The 18,346-nt window shown below is 44.7% G+C and carries 17 protein-coding genes and 1 tRNA gene; 17 read left to right on the top strand and 1 reads right to left on the bottom strand.

The genetic code is table 11. From position 1 onward, the window contains the following. Positions 1–88: 88 nt before the first annotated feature. Positions 89–164: transfer RNA gene (locus ABWP91_RS19760), tRNA-Gly, on the top strand. 693 nt (positions 165–857) lie between these two features. On the opposite strand, the gene queG is transcribed toward ABWP91_RS19760, so the two are convergent. Further along, positions 858–2,039, bottom strand: a complete 1,182-nt coding sequence (gene queG, locus ABWP91_RS19755) for a tRNA epoxyqueuosine(34) reductase QueG (RefSeq protein ID WP_353244691.1) — start codon at positions 2,037–2,039, stop codon at positions 858–860. Between the two features lie 280 nt (positions 2,040–2,319). Between queG and tsaE the strand changes: the two genes are divergently transcribed. The 16 genes from tsaE to rplI form a co-directional block, all read left to right on the top strand. Beyond that, complete coding sequence (tsaE, locus tag ABWP91_RS19750) at positions 2,320–2,784, top strand: tRNA (adenosine(37)-N6)-threonylcarbamoyltransferase complex ATPase subunit type 1 TsaE (RefSeq protein WP_353244690.1); 465 nt, start codon at positions 2,320–2,322, stop codon at positions 2,782–2,784. Positions 2,785–2,798: 14 nt separating this feature from the next. Continuing rightward, a complete protein-coding gene (gene amiB, locus ABWP91_RS19745) occupies positions 2,799–4,091 on the top strand; it encodes an N-acetylmuramoyl-L-alanine amidase AmiB (RefSeq protein WP_353244689.1) in 1,293 nt (430 codons plus the stop codon). Positions 4,092–4,102: 11 nt separating this feature from the next. Then, positions 4,103–6,058 carry a DNA mismatch repair endonuclease MutL gene (gene mutL, locus ABWP91_RS19740; RefSeq protein WP_353244688.1) on the top strand — a complete coding sequence of 652 codons (1,956 nt, stop codon included), beginning with the start codon at positions 4,103–4,105 and terminating at the stop codon, positions 6,056–6,058. Beyond that, the gene (gene miaA, locus ABWP91_RS19735) at positions 6,051–6,992 is read left to right on the top strand and encodes a tRNA (adenosine(37)-N6)-dimethylallyltransferase MiaA (RefSeq protein WP_353244687.1); all 942 of its coding nucleotides are present in this window, start codon (positions 6,051–6,053) and stop codon (positions 6,990–6,992) included. Before mutL ends, miaA begins: the two co-directional genes overlap by 8 nt. Positions 6,993–7,099: 107 nt before the next feature. Further along, the gene (hfq, locus tag ABWP91_RS19730; RefSeq protein WP_353244686.1) at positions 7,100–7,396 is read left to right on the top strand and encodes an RNA chaperone Hfq; all 297 of its coding nucleotides are present in this window, start codon (positions 7,100–7,102) and stop codon (positions 7,394–7,396) included. Positions 7,397–7,488: 92 nt separating this feature from the next. Beyond that, entirely contained in the window at positions 7,489–8,769 is a 1,281-nt protein-coding gene (gene hflX, locus ABWP91_RS19725) for a ribosome rescue GTPase HflX (RefSeq protein ID WP_353244685.1), read from the top strand. 115 nt (positions 8,770–8,884) lie between these two features. Continuing rightward, complete coding sequence (hflK, locus tag ABWP91_RS19720; protein ID WP_353244684.1) at positions 8,885–10,093, top strand: FtsH protease activity modulator HflK; 1,209 nt, start codon at positions 8,885–8,887, stop codon at positions 10,091–10,093. Positions 10,094–10,095: 2 nt separating this feature from the next. Further along, entirely contained in the window at positions 10,096–11,097 is a 1,002-nt protein-coding gene (gene hflC, locus ABWP91_RS19715; RefSeq protein ID WP_219244919.1) for a protease modulator HflC, read from the top strand. Positions 11,098–11,381: 284 nt separating this feature from the next. Beyond that, on the top strand, positions 11,382–12,683 hold the full coding sequence (locus ABWP91_RS19710; protein ID WP_353244683.1) for an adenylosuccinate synthase: 1,302 nt from the start codon (positions 11,382–11,384) through the stop codon (positions 12,681–12,683). Positions 12,684–13,015: 332 nt separating this feature from the next. Continuing rightward, positions 13,016–13,438, top strand: coding sequence for a nitric oxide-sensing transcriptional repressor NsrR (gene nsrR / locus ABWP91_RS19705; protein ID WP_219244917.1), 423 nt, complete (start codon positions 13,016–13,018; stop codon positions 13,436–13,438). A 42-nt stretch (positions 13,439–13,480) separates the two neighbouring features. Then, positions 13,481–15,949, top strand: a complete 2,469-nt coding sequence (rnr, locus tag ABWP91_RS19700) for a ribonuclease R (RefSeq protein WP_353244682.1) — start codon at positions 13,481–13,483, stop codon at positions 15,947–15,949. 88 nt (positions 15,950–16,037) lie between these two features. Further along, entirely contained in the window at positions 16,038–16,787 is a 750-nt protein-coding gene (gene rlmB / locus ABWP91_RS19695) for a 23S rRNA (guanosine(2251)-2'-O)-methyltransferase RlmB (protein ID WP_219244915.1), read from the top strand. A gap of 154 nt (positions 16,788–16,941) precedes the next feature. Then, the gene (gene rpsF / locus ABWP91_RS19690; protein ID WP_353244681.1) at positions 16,942–17,337 is read left to right on the top strand and encodes a 30S ribosomal protein S6; all 396 of its coding nucleotides are present in this window, start codon (positions 16,942–16,944) and stop codon (positions 17,335–17,337) included. A gap of 8 nt (positions 17,338–17,345) precedes the next feature. After that, positions 17,346–17,663, top strand: a complete 318-nt coding sequence (priB, locus tag ABWP91_RS19685) for a primosomal replication protein N (RefSeq protein WP_353244680.1) — start codon at positions 17,346–17,348, stop codon at positions 17,661–17,663. Between the two features lie 4 nt (positions 17,664–17,667). Next, entirely contained in the window at positions 17,668–17,895 is a 228-nt protein-coding gene (rpsR, locus tag ABWP91_RS19680; RefSeq protein ID WP_000135199.1) for a 30S ribosomal protein S18, read from the top strand. Positions 17,896–17,933: 38 nt separating this feature from the next. Further along, a partial coding sequence (gene rplI / locus ABWP91_RS19675) for a 50S ribosomal protein L9 (protein ID WP_353244679.1) occupies positions 17,934–18,346 on the top strand: 413 nt, incomplete at its 3' end.

Genomic DNA, 18,346 nt, shown 5'->3' with positions numbered 1-18,346 from the left:
CTTGCCAAGGTCGGGGTCGCGAGTTCGAGTCTCGTTTCCCGCTCCAAGCTTTCTTAGTGTTTTAGTCAAATTGCAGTACCCACCAAATGCGGGAATAGCTCAGTTGGTAGAGCACGACCTTGCCAAGGTCGGGGTCGCGAGTTCGAGTCTCGTTTCCCGCTCCAATATCTTGTTTTCATCATCTCAGTTTTATCTTTATAACTTCAATTCAAACGATATTATACGACTAAAACGCTAAGTGAAATTACTTATTTCATCTAACGGTTTTTTGTGCGTGATCTTATTGTCTGTGCCTTTGTGAAGCTAGGATCCACGTGCCTTCGCTGATCTTTCTTGGATCTAATTTAGATTTTTACTTGCATTCGACTTCGGGTCGCCATAGAATAGCCACCCCTTACCAATAGGGCACTCGAAAGGTATTTATCGCCTCAAGAGTAATGTTTAAATAATAAACAAAAATGTGTTTTTTATTTAACTCAGTCAGATTTCTATTTTAACCTGATCTTTTGACAACTTTTTTTCGATTAGTTAACGTAAAATCAGCGTTTTTCTTCACAATTCAGCATCAAAAAGTTATCCACAGTCTATTGGGTTGGTACACATCTATATGCCAATTTGAAATAACTTATTGCACAGAGTTATCCACAGGCTAATCCCACTGTTTTTTTTTGTACTATCTAGCAAAGATAGTCAGAACGCTTATCTCTAACTCATTGATTTATAGTTGATGAATTTATTTTTTGAAAATGTGCTAAGCACAACTTGCAAATTCTTTACCTGTTGTCTGCAAAGCAATTTTTTATTTTATTCACATCGATTTGACAATTATAGATTTCAGTTATATAGCAGGCCTTTTTTTAGGCGTCGCGAGGTAAACCTTTAGTAATGGCGCGTACAAGGCGTTTTTGTTGTGAAGTTTGAATTGTCACGTGGTTCTCAAGGCGTCGGCTAAGCTGTTGTTGTATAGACCAATGAAAGTGTTCGTCTAACATTTCGTTGATCCCTAACCTGTTTTGTAACGCAAGTACGATGCTATCTTGATAAGGTGCATTGCCCAGTGCAACACTGATGTTTCTTAACCATTTAATATAGCCAATACGGCGGATTGCAGAACCTTCGGTTATCTTCAAAAACCTGTCTTCATCCCACGCAAATAATTCAAGAAGCTCTGGCGTATGCAGCGCTTGCCTTGGGCTAAAATCGTCTTCGTCAGTCAGCTGTGAAAAACGGTTCCAGGGGCAAATTAACTGGCAATCATCACAACCATAAATTCGATTTCCCATTAATGGGCGGAATTCTTCTGGTATCGCGCTATCAAGTTCAATTGTTAAGTAGGAAATACAGCGTCTTGCATCAACAGTATAAGGCTCAACAATGGCGCCTGTTGGGCAGGTTGTCATACATGCAACGCAGCGGCCGCAGTCATCTTCAATGGGTTTATCGACAGGAACAGGTAGGTTAATCAGCAGTTCACCAAGGAAAAACCACGAGCCCGCTTCACGATTCAAGACTAATGAGTGTTTTCCGGTCCAGCCTAAACCTGCTTTAACGGCAATAGGCCGTTCTAAGATAGGGGCAGAATCAACAAATGGACGAAAGTTGAGATCCTCAACGGTTGTACCATCCGCAAGGAGCGCCCCATCAAATTCACGGCAGTAAGCTAAAATACGATCTGCAAGGGCTTTTAAGCGCTTTTTTAATAGCTTATGATAGTCGCGACCAAGGGCATAGCGGCTAACATACCCGAGCTCAGGGTTATTCAGTGTGCTGGCAAAAGCCGCTTTGGCTGGCAAATAATTCATGCGAACACTGATGGCCCGTAAAGTGCCGGGATGGAGCTCATGGGGACGTGCCCGCATCATTCCGTGGCGGTTCATCCATTCCATTTCACCGTGGTATTGCTTGTCGAGCCATGCTTGCAGTTTGGGTTCTTCCGCGGACAGGTCAGTATCGCAGATCCCAACTTGTTGGAAGCCTGCTTCAATGCCCCATTGTTTGATCAGTTGAGCGAGAAGGTTGAGATCAAGAAGTGCAGCCATCAGATCCTGTCACGGTAAAATAAAACGGCTGGCACTCTATCATGGAAGCTCTTTTTCTCAAAATGAATGAAAAGAGTGCCTTTAAGTGTTCAGATCTATTATAAGATATTTCTGAACTGATCGTTCCAGCAATGTTAATTAAGAAAAATGACGGCGCTTAGGTTAATATAGTGAATGATATTTGAAGGAACTGAAAATAGGTTTCCTATCGTACACTGGTAGCAGTCATGAGACGATAAATTGGCGACACAGCCCATCAAAAATGCCACAAAAGAACACTATGAAAGAACGTACAATACAACTTGCGGATGAAGCACAAACTGTTGCACTTGGTCGCACACTCGCGGGTGCTTGCCACCAAGGCGCAGTCATTCACCTATATGGCGACCTTGGTGCAGGAAAAACCACGTTTAGCCGAGGTTTCTTACAAGCACTGGGTCATCAAGGCCATGTGAAGAGCCCAACCTATACACTGGTTGAGCCTTATGAATTAGCGGATCGCCATGTTTTTCACTTCGATCTTTATCGCTTAGCAGACCCTGAAGAACTTGAATTTATGGGAATTCGCGACTATTTTTCTGAAAATTCGATCTGCTTGGTTGAATGGCCGCAGCAAGGTAAAGGTTTTTTACCCGAAGCAGATCTTGAGCTCCATCTCACATATCAAGATGAAGGGCGTCAGGCTCACATTGTTGCTTTGTCTGCAAATGGGGAGTCGTTGTTAGAAGCATTACCCCAATTCTAAGGAACTTATTGCTCATGTTGAATGCATCAATGCACAGAATAACAAGAAAAGGTTTTTCGGCAGCTTTTGTCCTTTTTATGCTTTCATTCGCATGGCTTTTTGCTATGCAAGCACAAGCCGCAACGCTGTCTAATATTCAAGTGAATAATAGCCCATCACAAGCTGAGGTCACACTAAGCTTTATTGACGGTAAGCCTGATTACTCTTATTTCCCATTGCATTCACCTGAGCGACTGGTTGTTGACGTTAAACAACGGGGTGACATCCTTGGCTTGCCACTAAAAGTGCCTGCAGGGGATTTGGTAAAAGTCGTGCGTTCAAGCCAACCTTCGGACAACCAACATAAACGTCTGGTGATGGAGTTATCTCGCGCCGCAAAAACGAAAGCTGTTCTAAAGCACGTGGGTGGTGAATACCAATTAGTTCTGACGATTTCAACAGGTAATTCAACCCGTTCAGCCTCATTTAATCGCTCCAATAATAATGTTGCTCCTGTAGTGAATAACACACAGGACAAGCCGTTAAAAATGAATAACCCAGCGTCAGCGCCTGTTTCAACGCCTGCGCCAGTAAAATACAAGAGCATGCCAAAAGGCAGCAAACAGGTGGTGATCGCTATTGATGCAGGGCATGGGGGTAAAGATCCCGGTGCGATTGGGAAAAATGGCTATAAAGAGAAAGATGTCACTTTGAGTGTTGCAAAAAAACTCTATCAACGCCTTGATGCAGACCCGATGTTCAAACCTGCGATGACTCGTGATGGCGACTACTTTATTTCTGTTGGAGGGCGCTCCGAAGTTGCACGTAAAAAAGGTGCAAATATGTTGGTGTCCATCCATGCAGACTCTGCACCGAATAGCAGCGCACGCGGAGCCTCTGTTTGGGTGCTATCAAACCGTCGTGCAAATAGTGAGTTAGGTAGCTGGTTAGAACAACGTGAAAAACAATCTGAATTATTAGGCGGTGCAGGGGATGCGCTCAGTGGTGCAGATCCGTATTTAAGCCAAGCAGTATTGGATTTGCAGTTCGGCCACTCTCAGCGCGTGGGCTATGATGTCGCTGTTCAAGTTATTCAGCAATTGAGAAAAGTGGGTAATATCCATAAAAAAACGCCAGAGCATGCCAGCCTTGGGGTTCTGCGTTCTCCCGATATTCCGTCAATCTTGGTTGAAACAGGCTTCATCAGTAATGCAGCGGAAGAGCAACTGCTCAAATCCAATGAATACCAAGATGCAGTGGCTGAGGCCATTCACTTAGGATTGCGCCAATATTTTCTTGCGAATCCGATTCAAGCTGCACCTAAATAAGGAATTGAGCGATGGCAATACATATTCTCTCTCCTCAATTAGCAAACCAAATTGCGGCGGGTGAGGTGGTCGAAAGGCCTGCATCTGTCGTAAAAGAGCTGGTTGAGAACAGCCTTGATGCCAAGGCAACACGCATTGATATTGATATTGAGCGTGGTGGAGAGAAACTGATCCGTATTCGTGATAATGGCTGTGGGATCAACAAAGACGAATTGATCCTTGCCCTTGCGCGCCATGCGACCAGTAAGATTGCGACACTCGATGACCTTGAAGCTATTATGAGCATGGGCTTTCGTGGAGAAGCACTAGCGAGTATTAGCTCAGTTTCGCGGCTAACCTTGACGTCAAAACCTGCTGACCAAACCGAAGCGTGGCAATCCTACGCTGAAGGGCGGGATATGGAAGTGACGGTAAAGCCTGCTGCACACCCCAATGGCACGACGGTTGAAGTGCTCGATTTATTCTATAACACCCCTGCGCGCCGCAAATTTATGCGTACCGAAAAAACCGAATTTGGTCATATTGATGAAGTGGTGCGTCGCATTGCATTATCACGCCCTGATGTTGCTATCAATTTGACTCATAACGGAAAACTGGTAAAACAGTACCGTGCTGCCCATGATGAAATTCAACAAGAAAGGCGACTTGGGGCGATTTGCGGTACGGGGTTTATGCAAGGCGCATTGGCATTGGCTTGGGAGCATAGTGACCTCACAATTAAAGGCTGGGTAGTTTCACCATCAAATACCCCTGTGAGCGAAACACAATATTGCTATGTGAATGGACGGATGATGCGTGACCGGCTAATTAACCATGCGATTCGCCAAGCATTTGAAGGTTATTTAGAAGAAAATCAACAGCCTGCTTATGTATTGTATTTGACCATCGACCCAAAACAAGTGGATGTAAACGTCCATCCTGCAAAACATGAAGTGCGCTTTCACCAAGCACGCTTAGTGCATGACTTTATTTATCAAGCGGTACGTACAGTGCTCCTTGAAGCGGCATCAATAGGTGAATTACCAGGGATAGAGCCTGCAAGCACAGAGCTAGAAAACCGGTCTTCAGCGGGGGATAATTATTTTTCATCCCCAACGCCGACTTCGAAACCACATTATACCGAATCATCGTCACAGACTGAGAGAACCGCTAGTGAACCGCAGACTGCTTATAAGTCTGTAAGCACGGCGACATCGAGTTTTCCCCAGCCGAAACCCGCATCACAATTTGTCGGAAATGCAGAGCCAAAAAATTATGGCGCCAACTACGATAAAAAAGCGGGAGACCTTTACCAAAGTTTGATGTCTATCCCTGTCGCTGAGGAAGATAAAAAACCGCTTTTTCCTGAACGCCAAGCTGTGGATACGGTTCAAGTTTCTTCTCAACCTGTGGCAAAAAATGCGGATAACTACCTTTTTGGTAAAGTATTGACAATTTACTCAAAAAACTTTGCATTAATTGAGTCTTCGTTGGGGCTAATCCTGTTATCCTTAACGGAAGCTAATTATTTATTGAAATTAGCGCAATTGTCGCCAGAGGGTGAAAACCTCAAGCCACAACCGCTTTTGATACCGCTAAAATTGTCACTTAAAAACGATGAAATAGAGGTTTTACAGCGGCACAAGGAACAATTGGCAATATTTGGTATCGAAGCCACGATATTTCATGGAAAAGTAACAATTCATACGGTATCGTTACCATTAAGAACACAAAATTTATCACAACTTTTTTCGGATTTGATCGGTTTTTTATCGACAAAAGAAAGCATCACACAACAAGATATCGCACAATGGTTAGCCAAGGCGGTTTCACAGGTGAAAACAGAAGAAAGTTGGAGTTTAGCACAGGCTGTTCAGTTACTGGCTGATGTTGAGCGGATTTGTCCGCAGTGGGTAAAAAATCCCCCACCAACATTATTACAATTAATTAATTTACAATCCGTGGTAGCTACACTAACAAATGAGTGATTTAGTAACTCAGAAAAAACCTGATGCAATATTCCTAATGGGTCCGACTGCCTCAGGTAAAACCGCTTTAGCGATAGAACTTCGCAAGCATTTGCCTGTGGAAATTATTAGTGTCGATTCGGCGTTAATTTACCGTGGAATGGATATTGGTACAGCAAAACCAACAGCCGAGGAACTCAGCCAAGCCCCTCATCGTTTGATTGATATTCTCGACCCATCTCTGCCGTATTCCGCTGCTGATTTTCGCCGTGACGCATTAAAAGTAATGAGTGAGATCACCGCTCAGGGTAAAATACCGTTACTTGTTGGCGGCACCATGCTGTATTTCAAAGCATTGTTAGAAGGGCTTTCACCGTTGCCCTCAGCGAATGAAGCAGTGCGTAGCCAAATAGAACAGATAGCGCAAGAACACGGATGGAGTGAAATTCATCGCCGTTTAGCTGAGGTCGACCCTGTTGCCGCGGAGAGGATCCACCCTAATGATCCACAAAGATTATCCCGTGCTTTAGAGGTATATCTCATTTCAGGACAAACTTTGACTGAAATGACACAAACAGCTGGGGAAGAATTGCCTTATAATGTGTTTCAGTTTGCTATTGCGCCACAAGATCGTAAAATTTTACATGAACGCATAGAACAACGCTTTCATCTGATGATAGACGCCGGTTTTGAAGAGGAAGTCCGTGCTCTTTACCACCGAGGTGATTTACATGTTGATCTTCCCGCCATTCGTTGTGTGGGTTATCGGCAAATGTGGTCATACTTGGACGGCGAAATTAGCCATGATGAAATGGTTTATCGGGGAATTTGTGCAACACGCCAATTGGCAAAACGCCAGATTACCTGGTTAAGAAGCTGGGATAATGTTCGCTGGTTAGATAGTGAGCAACCTCAGCAGGCGCTTGACACAGTTATGCAGGTAGTACGTGCATAGGACTGATGTTTGTGTACAATTAGAACGTTAAGCGCAATTTTTGAGTAGTTACTTTTTGGAATCATAAAGATTCTCTTTTAAAAACAACAAAATAAGGAAAACATAGAATGGCTAAGGGGCAATCTTTGCAAGATCCGTTCCTGAACGCATTACGTCGTGAAAGGGTTCCGGTCTCTATTTATCTCGTTAATGGCATCAAATTGCAGGGGCAAATTGAATCTTTTGACCAATTTGTCATTTTATTGAAAAACACAGTTAGCCAGATGGTTTATAAACACGCTATCTCTACTGTCGTCCCTGCACGTCCTGTTTCTCACCACAGTGGTACAACAGGTGGTAGCACAGGTAATGGTAATTACCATTCAGGTGCACCTGCATCGCAGGATGGCGAAGTGACTGAATAAGTTTGTACGCTAAAAGACAAGGAAAGCATGGGTAGGGAGACTGTACCTGTGTTTTTCCTTTGCAATTATTGTTTAGCCTAAGAGGTTGCACCTTGTTTGATAGGTATGAAGGCGGTGAACTTGCTGTGTTAGTCCATGTCTTTTTTTCTCAAGAAAAAGACGTTGATAATCTGGCAGAGTTTGAGTCACTCGTGACGTCTGCTGGGGTAAAACCCGTACAGATAGTCACAGGCAGTCGTAAAGCACCTCACCCAAAGTTTTTTGTGGGGGAAGGAAAAGCTGAAGAGATAGCCCAAGCCGTTGAGGAAAGTGGCGCAGATGTGGTGTTGTTTAATCACACGCTAAGCCCTGCTCAAGAACGTAATCTCGAAAGGATTTGCCAATGTAAGGTGGTTGACCGTACAGGGGTGATTTTAGATATATTTGCTCAACGTGCGCGTACGCATGAAGGTAAACTTCAAGTTGAATTGGCACAGTTACGTCATTTATCCACTCGCTTAGTGAGAGGATGGACACACCTTGAGCGCCAAAAAGGCGGGATTGGTTTACGTGGTCCTGGTGAAACTCAGCTTGAAACAGACCGTCGGTTATTAAGGGATAAAATCAAACAGATTTTATCGCGTCTTAGCCGAGTAGAAAAACAGCGTGAACAAGGGCGCCAAGCGAGAAATAAAGCGGATATTCCGACAATTTCGCTTGTGGGTTACACCAATGCGGGTAAATCGAGTTTATTTAACCGTATGACGTCTGCGGATGTTTATGCTGCAGATCAGCTATTTGCGACACTTGACCCAACGCTTCGCCGTATTAATGTTGAGGATGTCGGTGTTGTCGTTTTAGCTGATACCGTGGGTTTTATCCGCCACTTACCACATGATTTGGTTGCGGCATTTAAAGCAACCCTGCAAGAAACACGTGAAGCGACGTTATTGCTGCACGTTATCGATGCAGCAGATGCTCGCTTGGATGAAAATATCCATGCGGTTGAAAGCGTGTTGGAAGAAATCGAAGCGGATGAAATACCAGCACTTTTAGTGATGAACAAAGTTGATATGCTGGAAGATTTTGTCCCGCGTATTGACAGAGATGAGGATAACAAGCCCGTTCGCGTTTGGGTTTCAGCGCAAACAGGTGAAGGTATCCCATTGCTGTTACAAGCATTAACGGAACGTCTTTCTGGTGAAATCGCACATTATGAATTGCGTTTACCACCAAACGAAGGTCGTTTGCGTAGCCGTTTTTATCAACTCCAATCAATCGAACGTGAATGGTTGGAAGATGACGGCTCAATCGGCCTTGAGGTGCGTATGCCAATGGTGGATTGGCGACGTTTGTGCAAACAAGAGCAGCAATTACCTGACTACGTGGTTTAACAACGTCGTTAGGCAATGGAATTGATATTAAGAGACACACAAACTCAGCATGCTTTTAGTGCGTTGAGTGGAGCTCTTAGCCCTGAAAATCAATCATAAAGAATGGAGCTAAAACATGGCGTGGAATCAGCCCGGTAATGACGGACAAGACCGCGATCCGTGGGGAAGCGGCAATAAAGGCGGCAACTCTGGCGGGAACAAAGGTGGTCGAAAACGTGGGGCTTATGATCTCGACGATCTCTTTCGTAAAATAGGTAGCAAGCTGGGCGGAAATAAAGGCGGTGGCGGTGGTGATGGCGAGAATAAACAGCCTTCACAAATCAGCGGCCGTTTGGGTATGCTAGCCCTTGCTGCGATTGTAGTTGTCTGGGCAGGTTCAGGTTTCTACACCATCAAAGAAAGTGACCGCGGCGTAGTGTTACGTTTTGGTGAATACAGCGGTGTTGTTGGACCTGGCCTGAACTGGAAACCAACATTCATTGATAGAGTCGTGCCTGTCAACGTAGAAACTGTACGTGAACAAGCAACAAATGGCATGATGTTGACGTCAGATGAAAACGTGATCCGCGTTGAAATGAACGTTCAGTACCGTGTGACAGACCCTGCTCAATACTTATTTAGCGTGACTAACCCAGACAACAGTCTGCGTCAGGCGTTGGATAGTGCGGTGCGTGGTGTTATTGGTCAATCCGCCATGGAGCAAGTATTGACTACGAATCGAGCCTTTATCCGTGATGTGACGCAAAAAGAGCTTGAAGCGACAATCGCACCATACAAAATGGGTATCACACTGCTGGACGTCAACTTCCAAGCAGCGCGTCCACCTGAAGATGTTAAAGCGGCATTCGATGACGTAATCTCAGCAAGGGAAGAAGAACAAAAAACCATTCGTGAAGCACATGCTTACCGAAATGAAGTTCTTCCACTGGCAAAAGGTAACGCACAACGCCTGATTGAAGAAGCCGAAGCGTATAAAGCGAGTGTGGTCTTCAAAGCAGAGGGTGAGGTAGCAAGCTTTGCGAAAATGTTACCTGAATACCGTGCAGCACCAGAAATTACCCGTGAGCGTCTTTACATCGATACGATGGAACGTGTGTTAAGTAATACACGTAAAGTGATTGCAAATGATAAGAGCAACAGCATGTTAGTGCTGCCGCTTGACCAAATCATGCGCGGTACAAATTCAGATGCGGCTTCAACGTCAAAAGTTAATCCGTCAGCAAGAATGGCGACGCCAAGCAATAATTCGTCATCTTCTGCTGCAACGCCAGCACAGCCAAACAGTGCTGTTCGTGGTGATGCTGTTAGAGTAGGGAGACAATAATCATGCGTAAATCGCTAATTGTTATCGTTATTGCCATCTTGGCAGTTGCATACGCATCTATCTTTATTGTTCCTCAAACTGACCGCGGTATTGTATTGCGTTTTGGTAAGGTTCTGCGTGATTCTGAAAACAAACCGATCATTTATGAGCCGGGTCTGCATTTTAAAGTTCCATTTATTGAAACTGTGAAGATGCTAGATGCACGTATTCAGACACTGGAAATCCAAGCTGACCGTTATCTGACAAGCGAAAACAAAGACTTAATGGTGGACTCCTACCTGAAATGGCGTGTTACTGACTTCAGTCGCTACTATGTGGCAACGGGTGGTGGTAATCCATATCAAGCGGAAACTCTGTTAAAACGTAAGTTTAGTGACCGTTTACGTTCTGAGTTTGGTCGTTTAAGCGTTAAAGACATCATCACGGATTCACGTGGTCGTTTAACTGTTGATGTGCGTGATGCCTTGAACAAAGGTACGGCAGTTGACGATGCAACGAAAGAAGCGGATGCAGCGATTGCTGATGCTGCAAAACGTGTTGAAGAAGAAACTAATCTGAAACCACTGGTTGTGAATGCAAACAGTATGGCGGCGTTAGGTATCGAAGTTGTCGACGTACGAATTAAACGTATTGAACTGCCAAATGAAGTTTCTGAAGCTATCTATGCACGTATGCGTGCAGAGCGTGAAGCGGTTGCTCGTCAGCACCGTTCACAAGGCCAAGAAGAAGCTACGAAAATTCGTGCGGTTGCAGATAAAACTGTAACTGAAACACTGGCAGAAGCAGAGCGTACCGCACTGACTTACCGAGGTGAAGGTGATGCGATGGCAACAAAACTGTTTGCTGATGCATTCAACCAAGACCCTGAGTTCTATGCGTTTATTCGTAGCTTGCGTGCCTATGAGCAAAGCTTTAAGAGTGGTGAGGACATAATGGTATTAAGCCCAGACACTGACTTCTTCCGCTTTATGAAAGCACCAACTAAGCTTCGTGCAACAGATTAATAAATAATCAGACTAAGTTGCGTGCAACCTAGCAAAATAACTGTTAATCTATTAAAGAAAAGCCCGCTTCGGTGGGCTTTTTTTCGCCTGTCGTTTTAAGTATAGGATTTTTCAGGGAAAATTTAAGCTGCTCAACTGATTACATTCATTTTGGGTTTACGGCAGAAATAAAAATACCATTTAACTTGCTTTCCAGAAAAAAATTTTAGCAATGCCAAAATATCACTGGAACAGTTCATTTTTGATGGTAGAATTCATTTTTAAGCAACCGAGTGTATTTCGAAATGGGTAAGAACGTTGTCGTACTGGGCACCCAATGGGGTGACGAAGGGAAGGGCAAGATCGTCGACTTGCTGACAGAGCGCGCTAAATATGTAGTTCGCTATCAGGGCGGCCATAATGCTGGCCATACGCTTGTTGTAAACGGTGAAAAAACCGTTCTCCACTTAATTCCATCCGGTATTCTTCGTGAAAATGTCATCAGCATCATTGCTAATGGTGTTGTTCTTGCGCCAGACGCATTAATGAAAGAGATGAAAGAATTGGAAGACCGCGGTGTTCCTGTTCGCGAACGTTTACGTCTTTCAGAGGCATGTCCACTGATCCTGCCTTATCATGTTGCATTAGATAATGCGCGTGAAAAAGCACGTGGTTCCAAAGCTATCGGGACAACAGGTCGTGGTATTGGTCCTGCTTACGAAGACAAAGTTGCTCGTCGTGGCTTACGTGTTGGTGATTTATTCGATAAAGCAACTTTTGCAGAAAAATTAAAAGAAATCGTCGAATACCATAACTTCCAACTCGTTAATTACTATAAAGAACCTGCTGTTGATTACCAAAAAACGCTAGACGATATCATGGCTGTTGCCGATATCCTGACTGGCATGGTAATCGATGTATCTGATCTGCTGTACAAAGCAAGCCAGAACAACGAATTCGTGATGTTTGAAGGTGCACAAGGCACATTATTGGACATCGACCACGGTACTTATCCGTATGTAACCTCTTCAAATACCACTGCGGGTGGTGTTGCAACAGGTTCTGGTTTAGGTCCGCGTTATGTTAACTACGTACTGGGTATTATCAAAGCTTACTCAACACGTGTTGGTGCGGGTCCATTCCCAACTGAACTGTTTGACGAAGTGGGTGAATTCCTGCGTGAAAAAGGCCAAGAGTTTGGTGCTACCACAGGTCGTAAACGTCGTACTGGTTGGTTAGATATCGTTGCAATCAACCGCGCGGTACAAATCAACTCACTGTCAGGTTTCTGCATGACTAAACTGGATGTTTTAGATGGTTTAGAAGAAGTGAAAATCTGTGTGGGCTACCGTCGTCCAGATGGCAAAGTGCTTGAAACAACGCCTTTAGCTGCGGATGAATGGGATGGTTTAGAGCCAGTTTACGAATCAATGCCAGGTTGGAAAGAAACCACTTTTGGTGTGAAGCAAAGAGAATTACTGCCACAAGCAGCTCTAGACTACATCAAACGCGTTGAAGACTTAACGGGTATCCCAGTTGATATTATTTCAACCGGTCCAGATCGTTCAGAAACAATGATCCTGCGTGACCCGTTTGACGTTGAGTAATAACACTGACTGCGCCGAACACAGGCGCAGTTTTTTTACTGCTTTACCTCCCTCCGTGATGCAACTTCTTTGATAAAACAGTCAAAATTCCCCATAATGATTGAACTAAGTCATTTTTGTGTGCAGATTCTGTGCAATTAGATGCATATTTGCGATACGTAATACGCTAAACTGTATTTATGAACACATAATTTATTTGCATGCTATATTTTGTGCATAACCTAGCGGAATTTAGGTTCAAATTAGGTTATTTGCATTTTAAAATACGTGAGAAAATTTTCGACCAACCTATTTTGGGTCGTATGAGTAAAAGCCAAAATTTTGAGGTGATTGTGCAACTGACGAGTTTTACCGACTATGGATTACGAGCTCTTATTTATCTGGCTTCTCTGGGTGAAGGGAAGATGACCAGTATTACAGAGGTGACGGACGTTTATGGCGTTTCGCGTAACCACATGGTTAAAATCATCAATCAGCTCAGTCATTTAGGTTATATAAAAGCCACTCGTGGCAAAAATGGCGGGATTACACTAGGGCAACCAGCAGAATCAATTCGTATAGGGGATGTTGTTAGAGCATTAGAACCCCTAACCCTTGTTAATTGTAGTGGTGAATTTTGCCACATAACACCTGCGTGTCGTTTAAAAGGTGTGCTACACCAAGCAATACAGCAGTTTTTACAAGAACTTGATCAATATACGCTGGCGGACATGGTGAAAGATAACAGCCCGCTCTATCAATTACTGCTTGATTAATATTCGAAGTGGTTATGAATTCTGATGACAACGGAGGTAACGATGTCACAAGATCCTTTTCAGGAAAGAGAAGCAGAAAAATACGAGTCCCCAATTCCAAGCCGAGAATTCATTCTCGACTTAATCTCGAAGCGTACTGCTCCAGCCAATCGCGAAGAAATCGCCCAGTTACTCAATCTTTCTACGGAAGATGAATTAGAGGCATTACGCCGTCGATTAAGAGCTATGGAACGTGATGGTCAACTCGTGTTTACACGCCGCCAATGCTATGCATTACCAGAGCGTTTGGATTTATTAAAAGGGAAAGTGATTGGCCATCGTGATGGCTATGGTTTCCTGCGTGTTGATGGTAAAAAAGAAGATTATTATTTGTCTCAAGATGAGATGAAACGTGCGCTGCACGGCGACGTGATTTTAGCGCAGCCATATGGGCAAGACCGTAAAGGCCGTACTGAAGTGCGTGTAGTTCGCGTACTTGAGCCAAGAAATAACCAAATAGTGGGTCGCTATTTTATTGAGTCTGGCATGGGGTTTGTGGTGCCAGATGATAGTCGCCTTAGCTTTGATATCTTGATCCCGAAAGACCGCATTTGTGGTGCTCGCATGGGTAACGTCGTGGTTGTTGAGTTAGTCACTCGTCCACAGCGCCGTTCTCAAGCGGTGGGAAATATTATTGAAGTGCTTGGGGAAACCATGGGAACCGGTATGGCGGTTGAAATTGCCTTACGTACCCATGAAATTCCACACTCTTGGCCGCCGCAAGTTGAAAAACAAGTTGCTGATTTAAGTGAACATGTACCAGAGTCTGCGAAAAAAGGGCGTATGGATTTACGCGATTTGCCATTGGTGACTATCGATGGTGAAGATGCCCGTGACTTTGATGATGCCGTTCATTGCGCACCGAAAAAAGGCGGTGGCTGGCGTTTATGGGTTGCCATTGCGGATGTGAGTTATTATGTGCGCCCACAAACAGCACTGGATACTGAGGCACGCGGCCGCGGTAACTCAGTGTATTTTCCATCTCAAGTCGTACCAATGTTGCCAGAAGTCCTTTCTAATGGCCTTTGCTCATTGAACCCAGGGGTAGACCGCTTGTGTATGGTGTGCGAAATGACGGTATCGGCTTCAGGGAAGCTGTCTTCATATAAATTCTATGAAGCAGTGATGAATTCCCATGCAAGGTTGACCTATACAAAAGTATGGAAAATCTTGGAAGGTGATGAAGAACTGCGTGAACATTATAAAGCGCTGGTTCCACACATTGAACATTTACATCAGTTATACAAAGCGTTAGATGCGGCGCGTATTGAGCGCGGTGCGATTTCCTTTGAATCGGAAGAAGCGAAATTTATTTTTAACGCTGAACGCCGTATTGAAAGCATTGAGCCTGTCGAGCGAAATGATGCACACAAATTAATTGAAGAATGCATGATTTTAGCTAACATTGCGGCGGCAAGGTTTGTTGAGAAAAACGAAGAGCCTGCATTGTACCGTGTGCATGACCGTCCAAAAGAAGAAAGCGTAATGAATTTACGTTCAGTCTTCAGTGAGTTGGGACTGACATTGCCAGGTGGTATGAAGCCTGAGCCAAAAGATTATGCCCAAGTCATGAATGAAGTGGCAGAGCGCCCTGATCATGAATTACTGCAAACCATGATTTTGCGTTCGATGAAACAAGCGATTTATGACCCTGAAAACCGTGGTCACTTTGGTTTAGGGCTGAAATCATACGCACACTTTACCTCGCCAATCCGTCGTTACCCTGACTTAACGCTACATCGTGGTATTAAATACCTGTTGGCAAAAGAATACGGTCATTCAGATAAACGTTGGACAGAAACGGGCGGCTGGCATTCTGACATGGACAGCATGCTGCAACTGGGCGAGCACTGCTCGATGACGGAACGCCGCGCCGATGAAGCAACGCGGGATGTGGCTGACTGGTTGAAGTGTGACTTTATGCAAGACCAAGTTGGACAAGTCTTTAAAGGCTTGATTACTAGCGTGACCGGTTTTGGTTTCTTTGTTCGTCTTAATGATTTGTTTATTGACGGTTTAGTGCATATTTCTACCCTTGATAACGATTACTATCGTTATGATGCGGTTGGCCAGCGCTTAATTGGTGAATCATCAGGCACGACCTATCGCCTTGGTGATGAAGTGGAAATTCGTGTGGAAGCGGTGCATATGGATGAACGCACCATTGATTTCGCATTAATTTCAACTACCCGTAAAGCGAAAGCACCGGGCAAAACTGCACGAGACAAAATGAAGCAAGAAGTGAAAAATGCAGCGCGCCCAGCACGTCGAAAAGCACAAGGGAGCAAAGATAAAAACTTCGAGCCAGATTCTGCATTTCGCCGTTCCGAGAAAAAAGGGAAAAATAGCGAAACAAAACCCGATGCAAAAGGTAAAGGAAAGGGAAAAAAACCTTCCGATAAAACCAAGAAAATTACGGCAAAAATAAAAGCAAAACGCGTGGCGAAGAAATCCTCAAAACAAGAGGGATAATCTTTTTTGTTAGCGTAATGCATTGTTAATTAACGAAAGTGGCGTAAGAACGCCACTTTTCTCATTTTGACTAAAACATAAGACTGTTATGAGCGAAATTATTTACGGCATTCACGCAGTGAAAGCCTTGCTTGAGCGTTCACCGCAACGTATTAAAGAAGTGTATATCCTAAAAGGCCGCGAAGATCGCAGATTGATGCCGATTGTGCATGAAATTGAAGCGTTAGGTGTTGTCGTCCAAGTTGCAAATCGTCAGTGGATGGATAGCCAAACTGAAGGGGCGGTTCACCAAGGGATCATTGCGAAAGTTTTACCAGGTAAGCAATATCAAGAAGGTGACTTACCGGACTTATTAGAAAGCACCCCGTCGCCATTCTTACTCGTCCTTGATGGCGTGACAGATCCGCACAATTTAGGTGCTTGCTTGCGTAGCGCAGATGCCGCAGGTGTGCATGCAGTGATTGTACCGAAAGACAAATCGGCGCAATTGAACGCAACCGCGAAAAAAGTAGCGTGTGGCGCCGCAGAAAATGTGCCGCTGATCCGTGTAACGAATCTGGCCAGAACATTGCGCTTATTACAAGAATACAATGTATGGATTGTGGGCACAGCGGGTGAGGCAGACCATAATTTATACCAAAGCAAACTGACGGGCTCTGTTGCATTAGTCATGGGCGCTGAAGGTGAGGGCATGCGTCGTTTAACGCGCGAACATTGCGACGAATTAATCAGCATCCCGATGGCCGGCTCAGTCTCTTCACTGAATGTGTCAGTAGCGACAGGCGTTTGCTTATTCGAAGCCGTGCGCCAGCGCTTACCTGTTTCGGGTGAAAAATAATATTTGTGTAAAACTGCATCCATCTCTTGAGTTTTATCTCAGGGATGGGTATAGTTACGCGTCAATTTTTTAGCCGCACTCAACAAGTTCCTTGCCTCCGCGGGCCGCGGTTAACCCAGACAGGAGGCTAATAATCCGTAAGGAGCAACTACTAATGCGTCATTACGAAATCGTTTTTATGGTCCATCCTGACCAAAGCGAACAGGTTCCGGGCATGATCGAGCGTTACAGTGCTACCATCACTAACGCGCAAGGTCAGATTCACCGTCTGGAAGACTGGGGCCGCCGTCAGCTGGCTTATCCGATCAACAAACTGCACAAAGCTCACTACGTTCTGCTGAACGTTGAAGCGCCGCAGGAAGTGATTGATGAGCTGGAAACTAACTTCCGCTTCAACGATGCCGTTATCCGCAGCATGGTTATGCGCTTAAAACACGCAGTAACAGAAGCTTCTCCAATGGTTAAAGCTAAAGACGAACGTCGTGGCCGTGACCTTTCTGATGATTATCAGGATGAAGAAGTAGAAGAAACTGGGGATTCTGAAGAGTAATTGCGCAGGTGTCCACTAATCGTTTGGTGCTGACAGGCACAGTCTGTAAAGCATTGATTCGAAAAGTGAGTCCGTCAGGCATCCCTCACTGCCAGTTTGTTTTAGAACATCGTTCACAACAACAGGAAGCGGGAATGTCAAGGCAAGCATGGTGCAGAATGCCCATAATTGTTAGCGGACAAACCTTACAAGCTCATACTCACAGTTTAACGGTCGGCAGTTGGATTACAGTAAGCGGTTTCATTAGTACCCATCAAGGGCGCAATGGGATCAGCAAGATAGTCCTCCATGCCGAGCAGATTGATTTGATAGATTCTGGAGACTAGCCATATGGCACGTTATTTCCGTCGTCGCAAGTTCTGCCGTTTCACAGCGGAAGGCGTTCAAGAGATCGACTATAAAGATATCGCAACGCTGAAAAACTATATCACTGAAAGTGGTAAAATTGTACCAAGCCGTATCACCGGTACTCGTGCAAAATATCAACGCCAGCTCGCTCGTGCTATCAAGCGCGCTCGCTACCTGTCTCTGTTACCATATACTGATCGTCATCAGTAATTGGTACAGTCCATTAACGACTAATAGAGGATAAGGTAATGCAAGTTATTCTGCTTGATAAAGTAGCTAACCTAGGTAGCCTGGGTGATCAGGTTAACGTTAAATCGGGCTATGCTCGTAACTTCTTAGTTCCTCAGGGCAAAGCTGTTCCTGCGACTAAGAAAAACATCGAATTCTTCGAAGCACGCCGCGCTGAACTGGAAGCTAAATTAGCTGACGTTCTGGCAGCAGCACAGGCTCGTGCAGCAGCTGTTACTGCACTGGGTTCTGTAACTTTAGCTTCTAAAGCTGGTGACGAAGGTAAACTGTTCGGTTCAATCGGTACTCGTGACATCGCTGATGCAGTAACTGCAGCTGGCGTTAAAATCGCGAAAAGCGAAGTTCGCCTGCCAAACGGCGTTCTGCGTACTACTGGTGACCACGAAGTTCACTTCCAGTTACACAGCGATGT

The organism is Providencia sp. (assembly GCF_040396775.1).
Lineage (GTDB): Bacteria > Pseudomonadota > Gammaproteobacteria > Enterobacterales > Enterobacteriaceae > Providencia.
This window is presented reverse-complemented; position numbering and strand designations above follow the sequence as displayed.

Excerpts from the sequence above, each read along its gene's own strand:
- rlmB (WP_219244915.1), top strand. The coding sequence starts at position 16,038 with ATGAGCGAAATTATTTACGGCATTCACGCAGTGAAAGCCTTGCTTGAG.
- tsaE (WP_353244690.1), top strand. The coding sequence starts at position 2,320 with ATGAAAGAACGTACAATACAACTTGCGGATGAAGCACAAACTGTTGCA.
- rnr (WP_353244682.1), top strand. The coding sequence starts at position 13,481 with ATGTCACAAGATCCTTTTCAGGAAAGAGAAGCAGAAAAATACGAGTCC.
- rpsF (WP_353244681.1), top strand. The coding sequence starts at position 16,942 with ATGCGTCATTACGAAATCGTTTTTATGGTCCATCCTGACCAAAGCGAA.
- hfq (WP_353244686.1), top strand. The coding sequence starts at position 7,100 with ATGGCTAAGGGGCAATCTTTGCAAGATCCGTTCCTGAACGCATTACGT.
- ABWP91_RS19710 (WP_353244683.1), top strand. The coding sequence starts at position 11,382 with ATGGGTAAGAACGTTGTCGTACTGGGCACCCAATGGGGTGACGAAGGG.
- hflK (WP_353244684.1), top strand. The coding sequence starts at position 8,885 with ATGGCGTGGAATCAGCCCGGTAATGACGGACAAGACCGCGATCCGTGG.
- queG (WP_353244691.1), bottom strand. The coding sequence starts at position 2,039 with ATGGCTGCACTTCTTGATCTCAACCTTCTCGCTCAACTGATCAAACAA.
- amiB (WP_353244689.1), top strand. The coding sequence starts at position 2,799 with ATGTTGAATGCATCAATGCACAGAATAACAAGAAAAGGTTTTTCGGCA.
- hflC (WP_219244919.1), top strand. The coding sequence starts at position 10,096 with ATGCGTAAATCGCTAATTGTTATCGTTATTGCCATCTTGGCAGTTGCA.
- rpsR (WP_000135199.1), top strand. The coding sequence starts at position 17,668 with ATGGCACGTTATTTCCGTCGTCGCAAGTTCTGCCGTTTCACAGCGGAA.
- mutL (WP_353244688.1), top strand. The coding sequence starts at position 4,103 with ATGGCAATACATATTCTCTCTCCTCAATTAGCAAACCAAATTGCGGCG.
- miaA (WP_353244687.1), top strand. The coding sequence starts at position 6,051 with ATGAGTGATTTAGTAACTCAGAAAAAACCTGATGCAATATTCCTAATG.